This window comes from Lawsonibacter faecis, from assembly GCF_014287675.1.
Classification (GTDB): Bacteria; Bacillota; Clostridia; order Oscillospirales; family Oscillospiraceae; genus Pseudoflavonifractor; species Pseudoflavonifractor faecis.
On sequence record NZ_JACOPQ010000002.1, the window covers coordinates 423,268 to 443,000 of the forward strand.

Sequence of the window (19,733 nt, forward strand, 5' to 3'; positions counted from 1 at the left end):
CATGTACTCAATTATGCTTGACAAGGTAAGCAAAAGCTATCAAACCAATAATTATGTGGTAAAAGCTGTAAATCAGGCTGATTTCGCAGCGGATAAAGGCACTTCGGTTGCGATAATCGGACCTTCCGGGTCGGGGAAGTCTACCCTACTGAATATGATGGGCTTGATTATCTATCCCGACTTTGGACGCATTCTTATCAATGGCGAGGATGTCACCAATTTGCCAGACACTGCTCTCTGCCATTTCCGGAACTCCTACTTCGGCTATGTCGTTCAGGACTTTGCCCTTATTGAACGGGAAAGCGTTTTCAACAACATCCGAATTCCTCTGTTATACAACAAGAAAATCAAGCGCGGAGAACACAAAGAACGTATCCATCGGGCAGCAGAAAGCCTTCTCATTCAGGATAAGCTGCATCGCAAGGTCGAACAGCTTTCCGGCGGCGAACGTCAAAGAGTTGCCATTGCAAGAGCCATTGTCTGTGACCAACCGATAATCCTTGCGGACGAACCGACAGGTTCGCTCGACGCTGTAAATCGCGACAGAGTTATGGATATTCTAATGGATTTATGCAACGAGAAGGGGAAAACGCTGATCATCGTCACCCATGACACCTCCGTTGCCGAACGATGCGACAGGATTATCAGGATGAAGGATGGGCAGATTACAGACCGGGCAGGCGAATAAACTCACCGAAAGCTGTCCACGTATGGTATAATTAAATCGCATGGGAAACCTGAATCTATAAAACGGGAAGGAGGTCGAAAAATGATTGACATTGAAGCAGCCTTTGTGGAACATTTCAGCTACGTCTATTTGTACATACGCAAGCTGTCACATAACGAGGCCATTGCCGAAGAGATTACGAGCGAGACCTTCTTCAAGGCACTTTCCGCAATCGATAGCTTCAGGGAGGACTGCGATATACGTGTGTGGCTGTGTCAAATCGCAAAGAACTGTTACTTCACCCACGTTAAAAAGCTCCAACGGGAACAGCCCCTTGAAAGTTCCGACGCCGATGTTCCCGACGGCCTTCTATCCGGGCCTATGGAAGCCGTGCTTTCAAAGGAAACCGTTACGGAAATACAGCGGTCGCTCCATGGGCTGGATGAACCGTACAAGGAGGTCTTTATGTGGAGGACACTTGGAGAGCTAAGCTTTAAACAAATCGGAGCATTGTTCGGCAAAACGGAAAACTGGGCGTGCGTTACCTATCACAGGGCGCGAAAAAAGATACAGGAAGGAATGGAGGGTTTCAATAATGAAAAATGAATGCAGCATTGTCCAAGACATCCTGCCACTCTACGTGGAGGACATGGTGTCCGAGGATACTGCGGGTTTTGTGAAGGAGCATTTAAGAGGCTGCCCGGAGTGCCGTGCAGAATTGAAAAAACTGCGGGAGCCGGTGACAGTTCAGCTGGAGCCGGATATCAACGCCGCACCGCTGAAACGGCTGAAAAAGACGTTATTGATGAAAAAAATGCAGACCATCTTATGCACGGTTGCCGTACTGCTGGCACTGCTGCTGTCCGGCATTTCGCTTCTTATCGCACCGGAATATTTTGAGTATACATCGGATTTGGTGACTGCTTCGGAGACCGGAGCCGGCGAGGTAACGCTCTCTTTCAGTGGCAAGGTAACGAGCTATAATCTTCAACAGATCGACGATCCTGACGGACGCAATACAGTTTACCATTTGGAAGCATGGACTTCTCCATGGGACAGAATGTTCAAAAAAAACGGCGCATGGGCTGTGACCGTATCACCGGAGAACGATAAGCCGTTGTTGATCTACTTTACACAAATTGCTGATGGCAGCTCGGTGAATCTCTATGGTGAGGCTGCATCGGATAACAGTGGCTGGGTCGCTCTGCCCGGGCTTACCCTTGGCTATTGGCTGCTGGGCAACATAATGCTGTTCATCATCGTTGCTGTGATTTGGTTTTGCGTGCGGAAAAAGGAACGCATCCGCCGTCGAGCGGAGTACCTGATGCTAATTCCCGTTGCCTACGGGCTGGGGCATCTCTGCGTGCTGGGTTTCCGAACTGTCTCCTATTCGGAATGGCGGGATTTTCAGCTGATTCTTGCAATTGGCATATTGCTCTACTGCGCCATGCTGCTGGCATTGAACATCTTTTACGCTGGTAGAAAGCGCTCAAACGCATATAGAAAAGAATTGCGATGAAAAAGACCAACTAAATATACAAACCGACTTTTAATCGAGCAAGCGGAGAGAATCAGATTCATTCTGAGGAGACTGCCAAGCGCCGTACAAAGTCAGACTGAACCAGTAAATGAGTTCGGTCTGCTTTGACGGCGCTTTTTTGCTGCCCGATTTCTTTGTACGGCGTTGAAAGTCCTTTCCCGGCTTGGCTCGGGAAAGGACTTTTTCCATGAAACGCCGCTTTGAACAATACATCTGCCGCTACCCGTGAGCTCCGAATTTTTGATTTCACCCAAATTCAAAAATTCAAAGGAGATCACGGCATGAAAACATTAAAGGAGTTCGATTACGACCTTTGGGCAATCGAGGAAAACGGAAGAAAGAGATATTTCGCCAGAATCAAAGCCACCGGAGAGGAAGCGGAGGTCAGCCTTGAGGTGATGCGGCTGCTGCTCAGTCAGGAAAAGCAGATGCGCCGGGAGTACGCAAAACAGCAGACCATCGGGCCGGTTCTGAGCCTTGACGCCATCCGCGACGGCGGAAGCATGGACGAGGCCGCATGGCTGCTGGATACGCGGCAGCGCATCGACTCCGAGGTGCTCACGACAGAACTCACAGACGCATTCTGCAAAACGCTGACGGACAGCCAGCGTTCGATCTTTACGGAATGCCTCATCGAGGGGAAAAGCCAGTCCGCATATGCTGCGGAGCACGGCATGACCAGGCAAAGCGTGCATGACGCAATCGCGCTGATCCGCAAAAAAGCAAAAATATATTTTGCGTGATACCTGACAAAGGGCAAAAAAATGTCCATTGAAAGGTGAGAGGACAAATCTCACCGCAAGGGATACGGAGATTCAGTTTTCTCAGAGCCGCAAGGCTCAGCGAACCTTGAAAACTGAATATCCAGGCATCAGGCACATTCCCAACGCTATGGGCTGAACCCCTGAGCCGCTTTCGTGAGTGCGCCACGACCCCAGACGGGCGAGCGATACAGCTTACACGATAAAAGCCGGGCTGCTCCCGGTGGAGGCGATGACAGGTGTTGGGGACAATGATACTTCCGTAATTCGCGGCCCGGCCACAATGAAGGCGGGGAGGTTCGATTCCTATGGAGCGGTGCAGCACACCGCCGCCTGATGCTCTCCCTGCTCTCGGGGCGTCGAGGACAAATAGAGAGCATACATACCCGAAAAACCAAAATGACAAAGGACAAGGAGACGCAATATGAACGCACAGGGCAGATATAACAGCGAGAGATATTTGGACATGACCTGCTTTCTCGCTTTGAGGAATATCGAAAGAAACGAAAGAAAGGAACGGAGAAACCGCATGAAGGAAAACTGGATTTACCGCAGGGGCGACGTGTACCTCGCCAACCTCGACCCGTATATCGGCTCGGAGCAGGGCGGCACCCGCCCAGTCGTAGTGTTGCAGAACAACACCGGCAACTACTACTGCCCCACGCTGATCGTCGCGCCCATCACGTCCAAGGCCGGCAAGAAGCCGTCCCAGCCCACCCACTACTATGCGGAGCGTATCCACGGGCTGGAGCTTCCCGGCATGGTGCTGCTGGAGCAGATCAAGACCATCGACAAGCGGCGCGTGAGGAAATACATGGGCAGAATGACACGGCGGCAGATGGACGAGATTGGGGAAGCCATCGAGGAAGCCCTCGGCTTGTACGTTCCCGAAGAAATGGAGGCTCCGTAATGAATCCCGTACTGACCATCGACCCGGAGTTCGAGGCGAAATGCCCGCCGCTGACCGAGGACGAGCTTTCCCAGCTGGAAGAAAACATCTTAGAGGAAGGGCTGGTGCTCATGCCCCTCATCGTCTGGAACGATACGATTGTAGACGGTCACAACCGCTACCGCATCGCGCAGGCGCATCCGGGCATCGAGTTCCGTGTCCATGAAAAGAACTTCAACAATAAATACGAAGCCCTTTCCTGGATTTGCAAGAATCAGCTTGGGCGGCGCAACCTTACGCCGCAGCAGAAGAAATACCTGATTGGACAGCGATACAAGGCAGAGAAACAAATACACGGCGGCGATAGAAAAAGCGAGCAGGCAAAATCAAGTTCCCAAAATGGGAACTTGATTTCTCCGCTTAAAACTTGTGACCGTATCGCAGAGGAAACTAATACCAGCAAAAACTATGTAATTCGTGCAGAGCACTTTTCGGATGGAATTGACGCTGCCGAGGAAGTCCTTCCCGGCATCAAGAACGACCTGTTGCTCGGAAAGTTTAAGCCCAGAGAAACCGATGTGGCGGCTGTCGCCCGCGCATCTCCGGAGGAGCGCCGGGAAAAAGCGGAACAGCTCAGGGTGATCCCGGAAAAGAAGCCCAAAGCAGATAAGGAGTCTGCCCGGAGCGGCACAAAGCGCCAGCAAGAGGTTTATGCGACTATCGACAAAAGCTACGAGGATATGAAGGACTCCAAGCGCGTCACGGAGGATTCGGCACTGGTAAGCCTGCGCTATACGGCGCGGAACATGGTCGAGACATGCGACGTGCTTTTTACGAACTTCCCCGGTCTATTGGAAAAGCCGGACTACAAAGATCAGGTCATTGAAATCATGCAGGAGCCAAAACAATACATTCTCAAATTGGAAGGAGAAACAGACAATGAACAGCATTCAGACACTCTACAAGCTGATGGAGGTCAGCAGCCGGGATTTGGAGATTCCCGATGCGTACCAGCGCAAGCTGAACACCGAGCGTGTGGCAAAGATCGTGGCCGGGTTCAATGAGCGTATCGCCAACGAACCGAAGGTTAGCTTTCGTGACGGTCACTATTATGTGTTTGACGGGCAACATACTATTGTGGCGCGCAAGCACATGAATGGCAATGCCGACCTGCCGATCCTCTGTAAGGTGTACTACGGTATGACAGAGGCTGAGGAAGCCCTGCTGTTTGCCATGCAGACCGGCTGCTCCGCAGCCCTGACGCCCAGTGCAAAGCTCCGCGCCAATCTTCGCGGAAAGGATAAGGCGTCGGGCGAGTTCTACGAGGCCACCGAGGAAGCGGGGCTGCATGTGGGCTTTGAGCGGGGCGGCGGCACGGGTCGCATCCTCTGCATCAATACCGCCTTTGCGGAGTTCAGGCGTGCCGGGGCGGAGCTTTATAAGGAAGCGCTCACCATCCTGCTGGAAGCCTGGGACGGAGACCCCGATTCCCTCCGAGCCGAGGTGATTCAGGGCATCGTCCACTTCGTGGAGCTGTACCACGGCGAGTACGACCGGGAGCGGCTCATTTACAGCCTCCGCGCCTACGAGCCCAAGTTTATTTACGCAGCGGGCAAGGCGGAAAAGGAGCTGCGGGGCGTAAAGCGCTACGTCAACCTGTTCTACCGCATCTACAACGGCAGGCGCAAGCATTCGACCCTTCCCATGAAGTTCTAAGGGAAGGCAGACCGCAAGAGAAATCGTGCGGTCATTTACATACAAAAACAACGCATAGGAATGGAGGTGCGAAACATGAACTCTGAAACCACTACCACGCTATCCCAGCGTGATGCTTACAAGCTAATGCTGAAAGAGTATCCGGATGTCATGGATATCGTTCAGATGTGCCAGATACTTGATGTCAGCACGAAAACGGGGTATCGACTGATACGAGAAGGCAAAATCTGCTGCATAAAAGTAGGTCGCGCCTACCGTATCCCCAAAGCACATCTTTTTACCTACTTATGCATCGGCTGTTGACTGCATGGAGAAATAAATCCGATTGGCGGCATCCTTTCCGCATCAGTTCGAATGATTTATACTGTTCTCAGGTCAACGGCAGGTGTTGCCCACAACAAGAGAGGAGGATATCTTATTATGGTGGCAGGACACCTTCGTGAGAAAAAGGGCTATTTTTATGCCGTACTAAACTACACAGACGCACACGGAAACCGCAAAACAAAGTGGATCGCAACAGGGCTTGCGGTCAAAGGCAACAAGAAACGCGCCGAGGCGTTCTTACAGGAGCAGCGGCGCAGTTTCCAGGAAGATGTGCCGATTACAGGAGACGTTCTTTTTGCAGACTTCATGGAACAATGGCTTACGGTAATAAAGAGTTCCGTGGCGGTGACAACTTTCGCCTCATACTCCAATATGGTCAAAAAAGTAATCGTGCCGTATTTCAGAGAACGGCAGATTGCATTGCAGGAGCTGTCGGCAAAACACATCCAGGATTTTTACCTGAAGGAACTGGAACGTGTGAGCGCGTCCTCGGTTATTCATTATCACGCAAACATCCACAAGGCGTTGAAGTATGCTGTCAAGCTCGACCTAATCTCCAGTAATCCTGCCGATAAGATCGAAAGACCAAAGAAGGAGCGTTTTATGGCAAACTTTTACGATGCCGATGAAGTGAACAGGCTTTTTGAAATCTCCAAAGGCACCAAACTTGAAATCCCCATTCTCTTTGGTGCTTTCTATGGGATGCGGCGCAGCGAGACCCTCGGTATGAAATGGGATGCCATCGACTTTGAGCGCGACACAATCACCATCCGGCATACGCTTACAACCGTTGCCCTTGATGGAAAGCGTATTACGGTCGCAGAAGATCGGACGAAAAATAAGTCCAGCATGAGAACGCTGCCACTGGTTCCTTTCGTAAAGGAACGGCTTCTGGAGCTTAAAGCAGAACAGGAGGAAAACCGGCGTTTATGCGGGCGATCCTATGTGAAAGATTACACGGGCTATGTGTGTATCAATGAAATCGGAGATATCATCAAGCCTAATTATGTTTCCTGCGGATTCCCGAAGCTTCTGGAGGAACACGGATTGCGCAGAGTGCGCTATCACGATTTGAGACATAGCTGCGCCTCGCTGCTTCTCGCCAACGGCGTTCCGATGAAGCAGATTCAAGAATGGCTCGGGCACAGCGACTTCTCAACTACGGCAAACATTTACGCACACCTTGAGTACAGTTCAAAAGTTATCTCCGCAGATGCAATGCTTGCTGGCTTAGGGATAGGAAACCGGGAATAAAAAAGAGAAGCCGGCAAAACCGGCTTCTCAGGTTGGCGGAGGGTTAGGGATTCGAACCCTAGGTGCCTTGCGGCACACGACTTTTCGAGAGTCGCACCTTCGACCACTCGGACAACCCTCCAAGTTGTATCTTCACCCAATCCGCTTTGGAAAATGGGGAGAACTGATGGGGAGAACTCAAAGATTTTTTTGTTTTCGAACCCTCGAAAACCTGCATAAATCAAGACTTTTTCGGGTGGAGCGTTCCACGAAGCGATTCCGATTTCGAGTCAAGCTCGTTATGACCACTTCGATACCGCTCCGTGCAGCCTTAATAAGATACCGCATTTACGGGTTTTTGTCAATGTTTAAGACCCGCGTGTTTTCGCTTTTTTGTGCATGTTCGGCATGATATTGCGCACTCGCGGTAAATGCCGCGAGTTTTGATTGAAATGGTGATTGACCGGTGGTAAAATAAGCTAATATTATAAAAGCGATTTTATGGAGGATGGATCAAATGAAGCTGTGGAGAAGAGTACTGGCGCTGGGGCTGTGCGCGGCGTCCTGCCTGACGCTCCTGGGAGGGTGCGCCGGAGAAGGCGCTGGAAAAGGCAAAGACCCGCTGGCAATCACCATCTGGCATTACTACAACAGCGACCAGCAGCAGATCTTCGATCAGCTGGTGCAGGAGTACAACGAGTCCGTCGGCGCGGAGCAGGGCGTGGTGGTGGTGGCCCACAGCTACGGCGGCGTGAACGAGCTCAACGAGAAGGTGCTGGACGCGGTCCACGGCAGAGTGGGCGCGGAGGAGGTGCCCGACGTGTTCGCCTCCTATGCCGACACCGCCTATGAGATCAGCAGCATGGGCAGGGTGGCCGACATCTCCCAGTACCTGACCGCGGAGGAGCAGGCCCGGTACGTGACCTCCTACCTGGATGAGGGGCGCTTTGAGGAGGGGGCGGGCTTCCGGATCTTCCCCATTGCCAAGGCTACGGAGCTGCTCTTCCTCAACGAGACCGTCTGGGAGGAATTCTGTGCGGCCACCGGGACCGGGGAGGACGCGCTTACCACCTGGGAGGGCGTAACCGCCGTGTCCGAGGCCTACTACGACTGGACCGACGGGCAGACCCCCGACGTGCCCGACGACGGCAGGGCCTTCTTCGGCCGGGACGCCTTCGCCAACTACATCATCATCGGCAGCATGCAGCTCGGCGTGGAGCTGTTCCAGGTGAAGGACGGCAAGGTCACGCTGAATGTGGACGAGGCCGTCATGCGCCGCCTGTGGGACAACTACTACGTGCCCTACGTCAACGGCTGGTTCACCGCCAAGGGCCGCTTCCGCAGCGACGACATCCGCACCGGCGACCTGGTTGCCTGCGTGGGTTCCAGCAGCGGCGCGTCCTTCTTCACCTCTGAGGTCACCCAGGACGACGGCAGCACCTACCCTATCGTCGGGGGCGTGCGCGCCCTGCCCAATTTTGCCGGAACCGACCCGATGGCGGTCCAGCAGGGGGCGGGCATGGTGGTCACCAAATCCAACGCCGAGCGGGAGAAGGCGGCGGTGGACTTCCTCAAGTGGTTTACCCAGCCGGAGCAGAACGTCCGCTTCGCCATGGCCTCGGGCTACCTGCCCGTGACCTACGAGGGCAATGATACCGAGCGCATCGCCCTGACGGCGGAGGAGAACGGCCAGGCCATGTCCAAGGTCCTGAAGGAGAGCGTGGACATCGGCGTGGCCATGACGGGGGAGTACGCCCTCTATACCAGCAAGGCGTTTGAGCACGGCTCCGCCGCCCGCGCCGTGGCGGAGAGCTCCATGAAGGACAAGGCGGCCGGAGACCGCTCTGAGGTGGAGGCGCTGATGGCCTCCGGCCTCTCCCGTGGGGAGGCTGTGGCCCGGTACGACACCGAGGAGAATTTCCAGGCCTGGCTCCAGGCCTTCCGGCAGGCGCTGGAGAGCGCCGTCGCGGAGTAAAAAAGCCGGAAGCTCCGGCCGAGAGAGGAGATGAGCCGATTGGAGAGACGAAAGCAGCGGTCCAGGACAACATTTCGCAGGATGCTGGCCCTGCTCCTGGCGGTACTGCTGATCCAACTGCTCATCTACCTGATCGTCTTTTTCAAGGGGGGCATCCTGGAACAGACGGAGGACAATGCCTTCTATATCCTCAGTGAGCGCACGGCGAACCGGAAGGTATACCTGGAAAACGACATGGTCAGCCGCTGGTCCAACCTGGCCGAGGGGGAGAGCGAGGTCCTGACCGCGGTGTCCGCCGTGCTGGAGCGGCACGGCGTGGGGATAGAGGCCCTTATGACCGATCAGGCCCTCTGCCAGGAGGTGGTGGCGTCCACGGCGGACGACATCGTCTCCATGCTCCGCCGCAACGGGGTCACCGGCGCCTTCCTGGTGCTGGACTGTCCGGGGGAGAACGAGGCACGGCCCGGCGTCTACATCCGGGATTACGACCCCGCCAGCTTTTCCGCGGACAACAAGGACCTGCTGATGGAGCGGGGCCTGCCTGAGATGGGCCGTATTCTGGGCATCACCATGGACAGCTACTGGAGCGCCCTGTACCGCTTCCGCGGGGAGGACGCAGCCTTCTTCCACGAACCGGTGGACGCGGCGAGGAGCGCGCCGGTCCGGGACCGCAAGAGCCAGTACTTCGGCCACTGGAGCGGCCGTTTTTCCCTGAGCGAATCGGACCGGCCGGTGGCGGCCTACTCCATTCCGCTGATCTGGGAGGACGGCACGGTGTTCGGCGTGCTGGGCGTGGACCTGACGGTGGACTATCTGGCCGAGCAGCTCAAGTACGACGAGCTGGGGGAGGAGCGCTCGGGCGCGTACTTCCTGGGCATCAGCCGGGACGGCGGGACGACCTACGAGACGGTCTGCACCAGCGGCCCCAATTTCCGGGCCTATTTCGGCCAGGCGGACACCCTGGCCGTGGAGGCCGGCCGGCACGAGAACATTGTGACCCTGGGCAGCGACAGCTATACGGACAGCACCATCTACGGCGCGGTGCAGAGGCTGAAGCTCTACAACACCAACACGCCCTTCGAGGGCGAGGTGTGGGCGCTGATCGGCATCATCAGCGGCGAGCACCTGCTCAGCTTCTCACACCAGATACGCTCCATGCTGCTGGTGTCCACCCTGGTGTCCCTGCTGCTGGGACTGGTGCTGACTATCCTGGCGACGAAGAACTTCACGAAGCCCATCGCCGATCTGGTGGACGATCTGCAGAGGAGCGACCCGGATAAGCCCATCCGCCTGCGGCGCATCAACATCACTGAGATTGACGCGCTGACCGGGGCGGTGGAGGACCTCTCCAACGCGGCGGCGGAGTCGGCCTCCCGCATCTCCAAAATCGTGGCCATGTCCCATATCCCCATCGGCGTGTGCGAGTACAAGAAGGGCGGGGACCGGGCCTTCTGCAGCCGCAACCTGTTCACGGTGCTGGACTGGCCCGAGCGCCCCGAGGGGGACGCTTATCTCCCCCGGGAGGAGTTCGACCGCCGCATCGAGGAGATTACCAGGCGGGGCGGCGCCGGGCCGGGAGAGGAACAGGTCTTCCGCCTGTCCCGGGAGGGCGGGCGGGACCGCTGGGTCCAGCTCTTCTACCGGGAAGAGGGGGAGACCGTCCTCAGCGCGTTCCTGGACGTGACGGACGATGTGGAGGCCAAGCGGAAGATTGAGTACGAGCGGGATTTTGACATTCTCACCGACCTCTATAACCGCCGGGCCTTCGACGAGCACATGGACAATCTCTTCAACGGGCGGGGGCCGGGCGCACTGAAGGTGGCCGCGCTGCTCATGCTGGACCTGGACAACCTCAAGTACGTCAACGACGGCTACGGGCACGACAGCGGCGACCGCTACATCCAGGCGTTTGCCCACTGCCTGGAGTACTTCTACGGCTGCCGCAGCGTGGTGGGCCGCCGGTCCGGCGATGAGTTCAACGTCTTTCTCTACGGGTATGAGAGCCGGGAGGAGCTGCGGAAAAACGTGGCTGAGTTCTGGACGCTGGTGGGGGAGACCCACATTACCCTGCCCACCGGGGAGCAGATGCGGGTGCGGGCCTCCGGCGGCCTTGCGTGGTATCCCGACGATGCGGACAATTACGAGCAGCTGCTCCGGCTGGCGGATTTCGCCATGTACAGCATCAAACACACGGTAAAGGGGAGCATCCAGGAGTTCAGCCGGGAGGAGTACGGGCGCAAATCCATCCTCATCCAGGGGCAGGACGCCCTCAACCAGCTCATCGACGGGCGCATGGTGCGCTATGCCGTCCAGCCCGTGGTCTCGGCGCGGGACGGGGCTGTTTACGGCTACGAATTCCTCATGCGGCCCACGCTGAAGCAGCTGTCCAGCCTTCAGGACCTTTTCCTGCTGGCCAAGGCCCAGTCCAAGCTCCTCCAGCTGGAGGAGCTGACCTGGTTTGAGGCGATGGACGCCTTTGCGCGCCTGACCCGCAGCGGCGCGCTGGGGGGAGAGGCGCGGGCCTTCATCAACTCCATCGGCAACCAGTACCTCACCTCGGACGACGAAAAGCGGCTGGAGCGCAAGTACGGGGACCTGCTCAGCCGGTTGGTCATAGAGATCACGGAGAACGAGGAGACCAGCGCGGAGCTCACCGAGCGCAAGAAGGCGGCCGCCGCCGCGTGGGGCGCGCAGATTGCGCTGGACGACTTCGGCACCGGCTTCAACAGCGAGAGAATCCTGGTGGATATCGCGCCGGATATTGTGAAGGTGGACATCTCCATTGTCCGGGAGATCAATTTAAACCCCAACCGGCAGGCCCTGCTGCGCAACCTCATCGGCTACGCCAGGGAGCGGGGCATTATGGTGCTGGCCGAGGGGGTGGAGACCCGGGAGGAGCTTGAGACCCTCATCGCCATGGGGGTGGACTATCTGCAGGGCTTTTACCTGGCCCGGCCCGATTTCGGGGTGCCCAAGGTGCCTGTGGGGGTCGTGGAGGAGATTGGGAAGTTCTACCGGGAATACCGTACATAAAACCGGAAGCGCCGCCCCGGAGGGGCGGCGCTTCCGCAGTCTTTCAAAAAAACCTCCGCAGAAAAAGCCCCGCAGAGCTGCGCCGCCCGCGGGCGGCGCAGTCAAATGGATATCGGTCATTTCCGGGGACAGGGGGCATGGGGCCTTCCGCTAAAAAACGGCGTTGTCCCCGACCGCGGCGAGGAGCGTCTCCAAAAGCGCAGGTAAAACCGCCGGGTCTCCCGGCAGGTTCACGATGAGCGCGCCGCCGCGGATCATGGCGGTCCCCCGGTCCAGCACGGCGTTTTGGGAGAGGGCGAGCCATCCCGCCCGCAGGGCGGCGGAGAGGCCGGGAACGGCGCGCTCCGCCGCGTCGCAGGCCGCCTCGGGGGCGCAGTCCCAGCGGGAGAGGCCGCAGCCGCCCACTGTGATCACCAGATCGGCCCCGCCGCACAGCCGCCGCAGCTCCGCGCCAAGCATGGCGCGGTCGCAGGGGAGGAGGCCGGTGGAGACGACCCGCCAGCCTGCGCCGTTCAGGCAGCGGACAGCCACGGGCCCGGCGGCGTCAGGCCGCTCCCCGGCGTAGGCGGCGTCGCTCACGGAGAGAACGGCGGCCCGTCCGCCCCTGTCGGCAGGCGCCGGGGCGGCGGGCGGGGCGCCCGCCGGTTCCGGCTCGCCCCGCTGCCGCCGGAGCCAGCCCGTTAAAAAGGCGGAAACCGCGCCGGGCGAGAGGGGTAAAGTGGGAACGCCATACAGGGAAAAGGGCGCGTCGGTGACCACGGCGAGCAGGGTGGAGGGGTCACAGACGGCCCTGTCAGACACCGGGGGCCGCACCAGCTCCAGCTTGGGCCAGAAGCTGTGGTCGAAGCCCTCCAGCAGCACCAGGTCCGCGTCCCGGAACTGGGAGATGAAATGGCTCTCGGCGGCGCAGCCCTGCCGGACGACCAGGGAACGCCTCTCGTCGTAGACGGCGCAGCCCAGGGCGCCCGCGGCCAGCAGCCGGTCCGCCTCCGCGCCGGGGAGGGGGCCGGGGGCGAGGGCCTTCGTCCGCCGGACGACGGCCGTCCGTATGCGCGCGGCGCGCAGAAGGGGGAGCAGGCCCTCGATCAGTGCGCTCTTGCCCACGCCGGGCGCGCCGCATACCGCCACCGCCCGGGGGACGGTCGCTCCCCTCACGCCCGGAAGGGGCGCACGGCCACCGCGTCCCCCACAGCCAGCGCGCCGGTGCCGGCGGGGATGTCCACCAGGCAGTTGCACAGGGCCAGGGAGGCCAGGGAGCCGGAGGCCTGGCTGTCGGGGAGCGTCACCTCTCCGCCGGAGAAGACGCCCCGCAGGAAGCGGCGAGCGGGACTGGCCTTGGGGAAGGGGGTGGCAAGACGGCCACGGGTGAGGCGGGGCAGCAGATCCGGGCAGCCTGAGAGTACCGCCAGCGCGGGCCCGGCCAGCACCTCGAAGGTGGCGGCGGCGGCGTAGGGGTTGCCCGATAGGGAGAGGATGGGCGTGCCCCGGCAGCGGGAGTAGAAGAGGTGCCCGCCGGGCTTTACCCTCACCTGATAGAAAACCTGCTCCGCGCCCAGGAGGGGCAGAGCCTCGTGGAGGATGTCCTTTGTCCCCACGGAGACGCCGCCGGTGGTAATCAGGAGATCACAGTGAGCGGCGGCCGCCGCCAGGGCGCGGGCAAGGGCTTCGGGCTCGTCGCAGCAGGCGCCCGCCGCAACCGGCTCGGCGCCCAGCTCCAGCAGCCGGGCGCGGAGAAGATAGCGGTTGGCGTCGTAAATCTGCCCCGGCAGGAGGGGCGCGCCGGGCTCCGCCAGCTCGTCCCCGGTGGCGAAGACCGCCACCCTGGGCCGGCGGCGGACGCTCACCCGGGCCATGCCCAGGCTTGCCAGCAGGCCGACGGCGGCGGCGTTCAGCCGCAGCCCGGCGGGGAGCAGAACGTCCCCGGCGCGGTAGTCGTCCCCCCGGGGGACAAAGTTGTCAAAGGGCCGCAGGGCGCGGCGAACGGCCACCGTCTCCGTTCCGCAGTCGGTGTCCTCCTGACGCACCACGGCGTCGCAGCCCTGGGGGAGCATGGCCCCGGTCATAATGCGCACGGCCTGGCCCGGACCCACGGGGACGGCGGAGGCCTGTCCGGCGCAGAGGCTGTCCACCACGCGCAGCACGGCGGGGCGGAGGTCGTCCGCGCCAGCCAGGTCGGCGGCACGGAGGGCGTACCCGTCCAGGGGGGAGCGGTTGAACGGAGGCTGATCCCGGGGGGCGGCCACGTCGGCGGCGAGGACCCGGCCGGCGGCCTCGTCCAGAGGGACCGTCTGTTCCTGGGTGGGGGAGAGATCACGGGTGAGCAGGGAAACCGCTTCTTCCAATTCCAGCTTGGTTTGCATGGCGTATGACCTCCTGCGTAAAAAGAGCGGACCGGCAGGACGCCGGTCCGCTCTGGTATATTCAAGTATATCAGACCCGGCGAAAAAAGACAACCGCCGCGGCGGAGCGGGCCGCTGAATATCGGGGCGCCCGCTCATTGGGCGCGGGGGCCCTTGGGCAGGGGGTCGTTTGCGCAGGGCGGCGGGCCGTTTTCCCCGTCCGTAATGCAGTAGGCGTCCTTTCCCTCCCGCTTGGCGCGGTACATGGCCGCGTCGGCGGCCTGGAAGAGGTCGGCAAAGCACCGTCCGTTCCGGGGGTAGAAGGCGGCGCCCACGCTGCAGGTGAAGCGGTAGGAGCCGCGCCCGTCCCCGGAGCGGGCGGCCAGGGCCCGGCAGACCTCGTCGGCCTTCCGGCGGACCAGGGCCTCGTCCGCCGCGCCGGGCATGAAGATGAGAAACTCGTCGCCCCCCGCACGGGCCAGCACATCGCTGCCCCGGAAGGTCTCCCGGAGGATCTGGGCTGTAAGGCGGAGGGCATTGTCGCCCGTCGCGTGGCCGCAGCTGTCGTTGATGGACTTGAAATTGTCCAGATCCAGCATCAAAAGGGCGCCGCCCCCCTTGGCGCAGGGGGAGTTGCGCCACTCCTCCAGCCGCATGGCGAAGGCGCTCTTGTTCAGAAGACCGGTCAGGTCGTCCAGGGTGGAGCGGGCGATCAGGGCCTCCTCCCGGGCCTTCCGGGCGTCGATATCCTCAAAGCGGCCCATGAGCATCATGGGGGCGCCGTGGCTGTCGTGGATGGCGATGGATTTGCACTCGTACCATACGTAGCTCCCGTCCCGGTGGCGCAGGCGGAACTCCAGCGCGGCCTCCCGCCCCGCGGCGGGTGGATTGCGGTAGAGGGCCTCCACCCGGGGCCGGTCCTCCCCGTGGAGCAGGGAGCGGAAGAGCGCGGCCCCCGTAAGGCTTCGTGCCTCGGGGGGCAGATCCAGGCCGGGGGGCAGATTGTCGCTGAGGCGCAGTCCGCCGGTCTCATAGCTGAGCTCGAAGAGGCAGGTATTGGCAAAGTGGGAGAGCAGATAGAATTGCCCCCGTTCCGTTACCAGGCGGCGGGTCTTCTCCTTTTGGAGCAGAAACAATATAAAGCCCACCAGCACCAGCAAGGCCGTCAGCAGCAGGCAGAGCAGAACCGCGCGCAGAAGCAGGGCGGCGGCCGCCTCATGGTAATGATAGCGCAGCCGGGCGGCAAAATCATAGAAGATTAGAATAACAGTGGAGAGCAGCAGAAGAATGGCGGCTGCCGCCAGTGCGAACGAAATGCGATGGCGTTTCAAGGGGCTCCTCCTCTCTTGGCGCGGGGTCTGACCCAATCCGACGCAAGCCGTGGCCATGCGACTCGTGCCGGCCTCTCTGACTCTTGCGCAATGATACACCAATATATGGAAAAATGCAATAGACTTAGAAAAAATTACCATAAACGGCAAGGAAGAGCCGGGAGAGGCAAGGCCTTTTCAGGGGAGGAGGCTTGTGGTATAATGACTGTGAAACGGTCACTTTGGGCGCTGAAACAGGGTTTCGGGCCGAAAACAGGCTGCAGGTTTCAATCGGACGTGTCTGGTGGGAAAAGCACATGATACAGCGGCAAATCAAGGGGCGGTTCGCGCCCAGCCCCAGCGGGCGGATGCATTTGGGGAATCTCTTTTCCGCCCTGCTGGCCTGGCTCTCCGCCCGCTCGGCGGGCGGAGATCTGGTGCTGCGGGTGGAGGACCTGGACCCGGACCGCTGCCGGGCGGAGTACGCCGCGCAGCTGGCCGACGATCTGCGCTGGCTGGGCCTGGACTGGGACGAGGGATATGAGCGGGGCGGGGAGAGGGGACCATACCTGCAGAGCCTGCGCACCGGTTCTTACGCCGAGGCGTTCCGGCGGCTGGAGGCGCGGGGGCTGGTCTACCCCTGCTACTGCACCCGGGCCGAGCGGCTGGCGGCCAGCGCCCCCCACCGCTCCGACGGGCAGAGCCTCTATCCCGGCAAGTGCAGAGACTTGACGGAGACTGAACGCCGGCGGCTGGAGGCGGAGGGCCGCCGTCCCGCCTGGCGGGTGCGGGTCCCGGACGAGGACTGGGCCTTTACCGACGGGCATATGGGGCGGTGTACGCGCAATCTGCTGCGGGACTGCGGGGATTTCATCATCCGCCGGTCCGACGGGGTGTACGCCTACCAGCTCGCCGTGGCGGCGGACGACGCAGCCATGGGGGTCACCCAGGTGGTCCGGGGCCGGGATCTGCTGGACTCCACGCCCAGGCAGCTCTACCTGTACCGCTTGCTGGGCCTCACGCCGCCGGAGTTTTTCCATGTGCCCCTGCTGACCGCTCCCGACGGCCGCCGCCTCTCCAAGCGGGAGCGGGACCTGGATATGGGGGCGCTGCGCCGGCGGTTCACCCCGGCGGAGCTGACGGGCCTGCTGGCCCATCTGGCCGGCCTGCTGGATCGGCCGGAGCCTGTGGCGGCGCGGGAGCTGGCGCCTCATTTCTCCTGGGATAAGGTGCCTCGGACGGATATCGCCGTGGAGGCGGTCTGAGGCGGCGCCCGGACGGGATATCGCGATATGTTGAAACGGCGGACGCCGCAGGGCCCCCGGTATCCAGGCCTGGATACCGGGGGCCCTTTCCGCCATCGCCCTGCCGCTCAAAACCGGGCCGCCCGGGGGCGTATCGGCCCCTGAATGCGGCTTCCGGGCGGACGGCGCGCGGAATGTCTTAACTCAATGACACTGCCCATGGCGGACGGGGCGGCTTTTTCCCAGGCAATCAAGCCCCATCCGTCACGCGGTCTCTCAGTGTGCGGGGCGGTCCTGGGGACGGCACGACGAGCGCAGGCTGTCCGCCGTGAGCGTCCTCGCGCCGCGCACCATCTCCATCGGCGTGCCGGCGAACACCACCTCGCCGCCGTTCTTCCCGCCGTCGGGGCCGATGTCGATGATCCAGTCCGCCTGCTTCATCACGTCCAGGTTGTGCTCAATCACCACCAGCGTGTTTCCGCGGGAGACAATCATGTCGAACAGCTTGAGAAGGTTCTGAATGTCGGACGGATGGAGCCCGGTGGTCGGCTCGTCCATCACGATGACGCCGCCCTTCTTCCCCAGGTGCTTCGCCAGCTTGATTCTCTGGCGCTCGCCGCCGGAGAGGGTGCTGAGGGGCTGGCCCAGCGTCAGGTAGGACAGCCCCACCTGCTCCATCACCTTCAGGCGCTTTCTGATCTTGGCGTCCTCAAACACCTCCAGCGCCTGGGAGGCGGTGAGCCCCAGCAGCTCCACAATATTTTTCCCCTTGCAGGTGCAGGCGAGCGCCTCTTCGTTATACCGCACGCCGCCGCAGGCCTCACACGCGGTCACGACGGGGTCCATGAAGGCCAGCTCGGTGACGATGACGCCCTTGCCGCCGCACGCCGGGCAGGCCCCCGCGGAATTGAAGCTGAACAGGCTGTCCGGCTTGCCGCTCTCCCGGGCCAGGAGCTTCCGGATCTCGTCGAAGAAGCCCAGGTAAGAGGCGGGGGTGGAGCGGTTGGTGGCCGTGATGGGCCCTTGGTCGATCATCACCACGCTGCTTTCGTACTGTTTGGCAAAGACCTGGGAGATGAGGGTGCTCTTCCCCGAGCCCGCCACGCCGGTCACAACGGTCATAATCCCCAGGGGGATGTCCACGTCCACATGCTTCAGGTTGTGGAGGCAGGCGTCCCGCACCGGCAGGCTGCCCGTGGGCTTGCGGGGCGTCTCCTTCACGGGGAGGGACTGGAGCATGGCCCTGCCCGTCAGGGTATCGGCATGAAGCAGCGCCTGGAAGCTGCCCTCGAATACGATCTCCCCGCCGTGCTGACCCGCCAGGGGTCCCACATCGATGATGTGGTCCGCGATGGAGATGACGTCCCGGTCGTGCTCCACCACCAGGACCGTATTGCCCTTGTCGCGCAGCTTTCGGAGCAGACGGTTCATGCGGTGGACGTCCCGGGGATGCATCCCGGCGCTGGGCTCGTCGAAGATATAGGTCATCCCCGTCAGGCTGCTGCCCATGTACCGCACCAGCTTGAGCCGCTGGGCCTCCCCGCCGGAGAGGGAGGGCGTCTCGCGGTTGAGATGGAGATAGGGCAGGCCGATTTCAATCATCCTGTCCAGCCCCTCGATGAGGGTCTGCACCAGCACGCCCACCGTCCGGTCCGTAATCCGGGAGAGGACCTCACGAAGCTGCGTCAGCTCCATACCGCACATGTCCGCAATGGAGAAGCCGCTGATTTTGCAGCTTAAAGCCGCCTCGTTCAGCCGCTGCCCGTGGCAGTCGGTGCACTCCAGCTCCGCCACCAGACTCTGGGACTTCTCCTGCGTGTGCCGGCTCTTGCCGCTGATGTCCCGGTTGAGGAGTGTTTTCGTGTATTTGTGGTACAGCCCTGTCACCTTCGGGTTTTCCGGCGCTCCCGCGTCGCCGCGGGAGCCGTAGAGGAGGAGGTTATACTCCTCCCGGGAGTACTCCTTCACGGGCTTGTCCAGGTCAAAGAGGCCCGACCGGGCGTACTGCTTCCAATACCAGGAGCCGGGACTGTAGAGGGAATCCCTCACGCAGCCCTCGTTCCAGGATTTCTCCGGGTCAATCATGGCCTCCACATCCACCCTTGTGATCTTCCCCAGGCCGGAGCAGGTTCTGCACATGCCGTTGGGGTCGTTGAAGGAGAAGCAGGACGCCGTGCCCGCATAGGGCCGCCCGATTCTGGAGAAGAGCAGCCGCAGGCTGGAGTACAGGCCGCTGATGGTCCCCACCGTGGAGCGGGCGTTTCCCCCCAGGGGCGATTGGTCCACGACGACGGACGGCGTCAGGTTGTCAATCCGCTCCACAGCCGGCTTCGGGCGCTTGGGCAGCCTGGACCGGACGTAGGCCGGATAGGTGGCGTTCATCTGCCGCTGCGACTCGGCGGCGATGGTGTCGAAGACGATGCTGGATTTGCCGGAGCCGGACACGCCGGTAAATACGGTTATCTTCTCCTTTGGAATGCGGAAGCTGACGTGCTTTAAATTATTCTGCGTGAGTCCCTGTACCAGGATATCTGCCATCAGTCTGCCCCTCTCTGCGTGTGTTTCCATCTCGCTGCACAGGCTTGCCGGGACCGCCGCCGGGCGCGGATATGCTCCGGCCCCAGCCGCGGTCCCCTTGATTCTAACGGACCGGCGGAGGCTTTTCATGATGTTTTTTGCTGGATTTATTTCAGTGTGGAGAC

General features: G+C 60.7%; 16 protein-coding genes and 1 tRNA gene. 12 read left to right on the plus strand and 5 right to left on the minus strand.

All coding sequences use genetic code 11. From position 1 onward, the window contains the following. Nucleotide 1: 1 nt before the first annotated feature. The 9 genes from H8S62_RS04205 (at nucleotide 2) to H8S62_RS04240 (ending at nucleotide 7,151) form a co-directional block, all read left to right on the plus strand. Nucleotides 2-688, plus strand: a complete 687-nt coding sequence (locus H8S62_RS04205; RefSeq protein WP_186918577.1) for an ABC transporter ATP-binding protein — start codon at nucleotides 2-4, stop codon at nucleotides 686-688. A gap of 81 nt (nucleotides 689-769) precedes the next feature. Further along, nucleotides 770-1,273, plus strand: coding sequence for an RNA polymerase sigma factor (locus tag H8S62_RS04210; protein ID WP_186918578.1), 504 nt, complete (start codon nucleotides 770-772; stop codon nucleotides 1,271-1,273). Then, nucleotides 1,263-2,186, plus strand: coding sequence for a zf-HC2 domain-containing protein (locus H8S62_RS04215; RefSeq protein WP_186918579.1), 924 nt, complete (start codon nucleotides 1,263-1,265; stop codon nucleotides 2,184-2,186). The genes H8S62_RS04210 and H8S62_RS04215 overlap by 11 nt, the downstream gene beginning before the upstream one ends. Nucleotides 2,187-2,407: 221 nt before the next feature. Further along, nucleotides 2,408-2,950 carry a sigma-70 family RNA polymerase sigma factor gene (locus tag H8S62_RS04220; protein WP_186918580.1) on the plus strand — a complete coding sequence of 181 codons (543 nt, stop codon included), beginning with the start codon at nucleotides 2,408-2,410 and terminating at the stop codon, nucleotides 2,948-2,950. Between the two features lie 547 nt (nucleotides 2,951-3,497). Then, nucleotides 3,498-3,878 carry a type II toxin-antitoxin system PemK/MazF family toxin gene (locus H8S62_RS04225; protein WP_186918623.1) on the plus strand — a complete coding sequence of 127 codons (381 nt, stop codon included), beginning with the start codon at nucleotides 3,498-3,500 and terminating at the stop codon, nucleotides 3,876-3,878. Beyond that, the gene (locus H8S62_RS17895; RefSeq protein WP_243255299.1) at nucleotides 3,878-4,921 is read left to right on the plus strand and encodes a ParB N-terminal domain-containing protein; all 1,044 of its coding nucleotides are present in this window, start codon (nucleotides 3,878-3,880) and stop codon (nucleotides 4,919-4,921) included. The genes H8S62_RS04225 and H8S62_RS17895 overlap by 1 nt, the downstream gene beginning before the upstream one ends. Then, nucleotides 4,827-5,573, plus strand: coding sequence for a DUF6551 family protein (locus tag H8S62_RS04230; RefSeq protein ID WP_243255334.1), 747 nt, complete (start codon nucleotides 4,827-4,829; stop codon nucleotides 5,571-5,573). The genes H8S62_RS17895 and H8S62_RS04230 overlap by 95 nt, the downstream gene beginning before the upstream one ends. Before the next feature lie 75 nt (nucleotides 5,574-5,648). Beyond that, nucleotides 5,649-5,876 (plus strand): helix-turn-helix domain-containing protein, encoded by a 228-nt coding sequence (locus H8S62_RS04235; protein WP_178257099.1) that lies wholly within the window; start codon nucleotides 5,649-5,651, stop codon nucleotides 5,874-5,876. A 117-nt stretch (nucleotides 5,877-5,993) separates the two neighbouring features. Beyond that, entirely contained in the window at nucleotides 5,994-7,151 is a 1,158-nt protein-coding gene (locus H8S62_RS04240; RefSeq protein WP_178257098.1) for a tyrosine-type recombinase/integrase, read from the plus strand. Nucleotides 7,152-7,184: 33 nt separating this feature from the next. Here H8S62_RS04240 and H8S62_RS04245 read toward each other — a convergent pair. Next, nucleotides 7,185-7,272: transfer RNA gene (locus H8S62_RS04245), tRNA-Ser, on the minus strand. 375 nt (nucleotides 7,273-7,647) lie between these two features. Between H8S62_RS04245 and H8S62_RS04250 the strand changes: the two genes are divergently transcribed. Both H8S62_RS04250 and H8S62_RS04255 read left to right on the plus strand, forming a co-directional pair. Further along, nucleotides 7,648-9,105 (plus strand): extracellular solute-binding protein, encoded by a 1,458-nt coding sequence (locus H8S62_RS04250; protein ID WP_186918582.1) that lies wholly within the window; start codon nucleotides 7,648-7,650, stop codon nucleotides 9,103-9,105. A gap of 39 nt (nucleotides 9,106-9,144) precedes the next feature. Then, nucleotides 9,145-12,138, plus strand: coding sequence for an EAL domain-containing protein (locus tag H8S62_RS04255; protein WP_186918583.1), 2,994 nt, complete (start codon nucleotides 9,145-9,147; stop codon nucleotides 12,136-12,138). A 150-nt stretch (nucleotides 12,139-12,288) separates the two neighbouring features. On the opposite strand, the gene H8S62_RS04260 is transcribed toward H8S62_RS04255, so the two are convergent. The 3 genes from H8S62_RS04260 to H8S62_RS04270 all read right to left on the minus strand — a co-directional run bounded on the left by H8S62_RS04260 (nucleotide 12,289) and on the right by H8S62_RS04270 (nucleotide 15,808). Beyond that, nucleotides 12,289-13,293, minus strand: a complete 1,005-nt coding sequence (locus H8S62_RS04260; protein ID WP_186918584.1) for a molybdopterin-guanine dinucleotide biosynthesis protein MobB — start codon at nucleotides 13,291-13,293, stop codon at nucleotides 12,289-12,291. Then, on the minus strand, nucleotides 13,290-14,498 hold the full coding sequence (locus H8S62_RS04265) for a molybdopterin molybdotransferase MoeA (RefSeq protein WP_186918585.1): 1,209 nt from the start codon (nucleotides 14,496-14,498) through the stop codon (nucleotides 13,290-13,292). Before H8S62_RS04265 ends, H8S62_RS04260 begins: the two co-directional genes overlap by 4 nt. A 134-nt stretch (nucleotides 14,499-14,632) precedes the next feature. Further along, nucleotides 14,633-15,808 (minus strand): GGDEF domain-containing protein, encoded by a 1,176-nt coding sequence (locus H8S62_RS04270; RefSeq protein WP_173023453.1) that lies wholly within the window; start codon nucleotides 15,806-15,808, stop codon nucleotides 14,633-14,635. A gap of 296 nt (nucleotides 15,809-16,104) precedes the next feature. On the opposite strand from H8S62_RS04270, the gene gluQRS reads away from it, so the two are divergent. Beyond that, on the plus strand, nucleotides 16,105-17,052 hold the full coding sequence (gene gluQRS, locus H8S62_RS04275) for a tRNA glutamyl-Q(34) synthetase GluQRS (protein WP_186918586.1): 948 nt from the start codon (nucleotides 16,105-16,107) through the stop codon (nucleotides 17,050-17,052). 255 nt (nucleotides 17,053-17,307) lie between these two features. Here the strand turns inward: gluQRS and H8S62_RS04280 are convergent, their stop codons facing one another. Then, nucleotides 17,308-19,569, minus strand: a complete 2,262-nt coding sequence (locus H8S62_RS04280) for an ATP-binding cassette domain-containing protein (protein WP_186918587.1) — start codon at nucleotides 19,567-19,569, stop codon at nucleotides 17,308-17,310. Between the last annotated feature and the right edge of the window lie 164 nt (nucleotides 19,570-19,733).

Excerpts from the sequence above, each read along its gene's own strand:
- H8S62_RS04205 (WP_186918577.1), top strand. The coding sequence starts at position 2 with ATGTACTCAATTATGCTTGACAAGGTAAGCAAAAGCTATCAAACCAAT.
- H8S62_RS04210 (WP_186918578.1), top strand. The coding sequence starts at position 770 with ATGATTGACATTGAAGCAGCCTTTGTGGAACATTTCAGCTACGTCTAT.
- H8S62_RS04215 (WP_186918579.1), top strand. The coding sequence starts at position 1,263 with ATGAAAAATGAATGCAGCATTGTCCAAGACATCCTGCCACTCTACGTG.
- H8S62_RS04225 (WP_186918623.1), top strand. The coding sequence starts at position 3,498 with ATGAAGGAAAACTGGATTTACCGCAGGGGCGACGTGTACCTCGCCAAC.
- H8S62_RS17895 (WP_243255299.1), top strand. The coding sequence starts at position 3,878 with ATGAATCCCGTACTGACCATCGACCCGGAGTTCGAGGCGAAATGCCCG.
- H8S62_RS04230 (WP_243255334.1), top strand. The coding sequence starts at position 4,827 with ATGGAGGTCAGCAGCCGGGATTTGGAGATTCCCGATGCGTACCAGCGC.
- H8S62_RS04235 (WP_178257099.1), top strand. The coding sequence starts at position 5,649 with ATGAACTCTGAAACCACTACCACGCTATCCCAGCGTGATGCTTACAAG.
- H8S62_RS04240 (WP_178257098.1), top strand. The coding sequence starts at position 5,994 with ATGGTGGCAGGACACCTTCGTGAGAAAAAGGGCTATTTTTATGCCGTA.
- H8S62_RS04250 (WP_186918582.1), top strand. The coding sequence starts at position 7,648 with ATGAAGCTGTGGAGAAGAGTACTGGCGCTGGGGCTGTGCGCGGCGTCC.
- H8S62_RS04265 (WP_186918585.1), bottom strand. The coding sequence starts at position 14,498 with ATGCAAACCAAGCTGGAATTGGAAGAAGCGGTTTCCCTGCTCACCCGT.
- gluQRS (WP_186918586.1), top strand. The coding sequence starts at position 16,105 with ATGATACAGCGGCAAATCAAGGGGCGGTTCGCGCCCAGCCCCAGCGGG.
- H8S62_RS04280 (WP_186918587.1), bottom strand. The coding sequence starts at position 19,569 with ATGGCAGATATCCTGGTACAGGGACTCACGCAGAATAATTTAAAGCAC.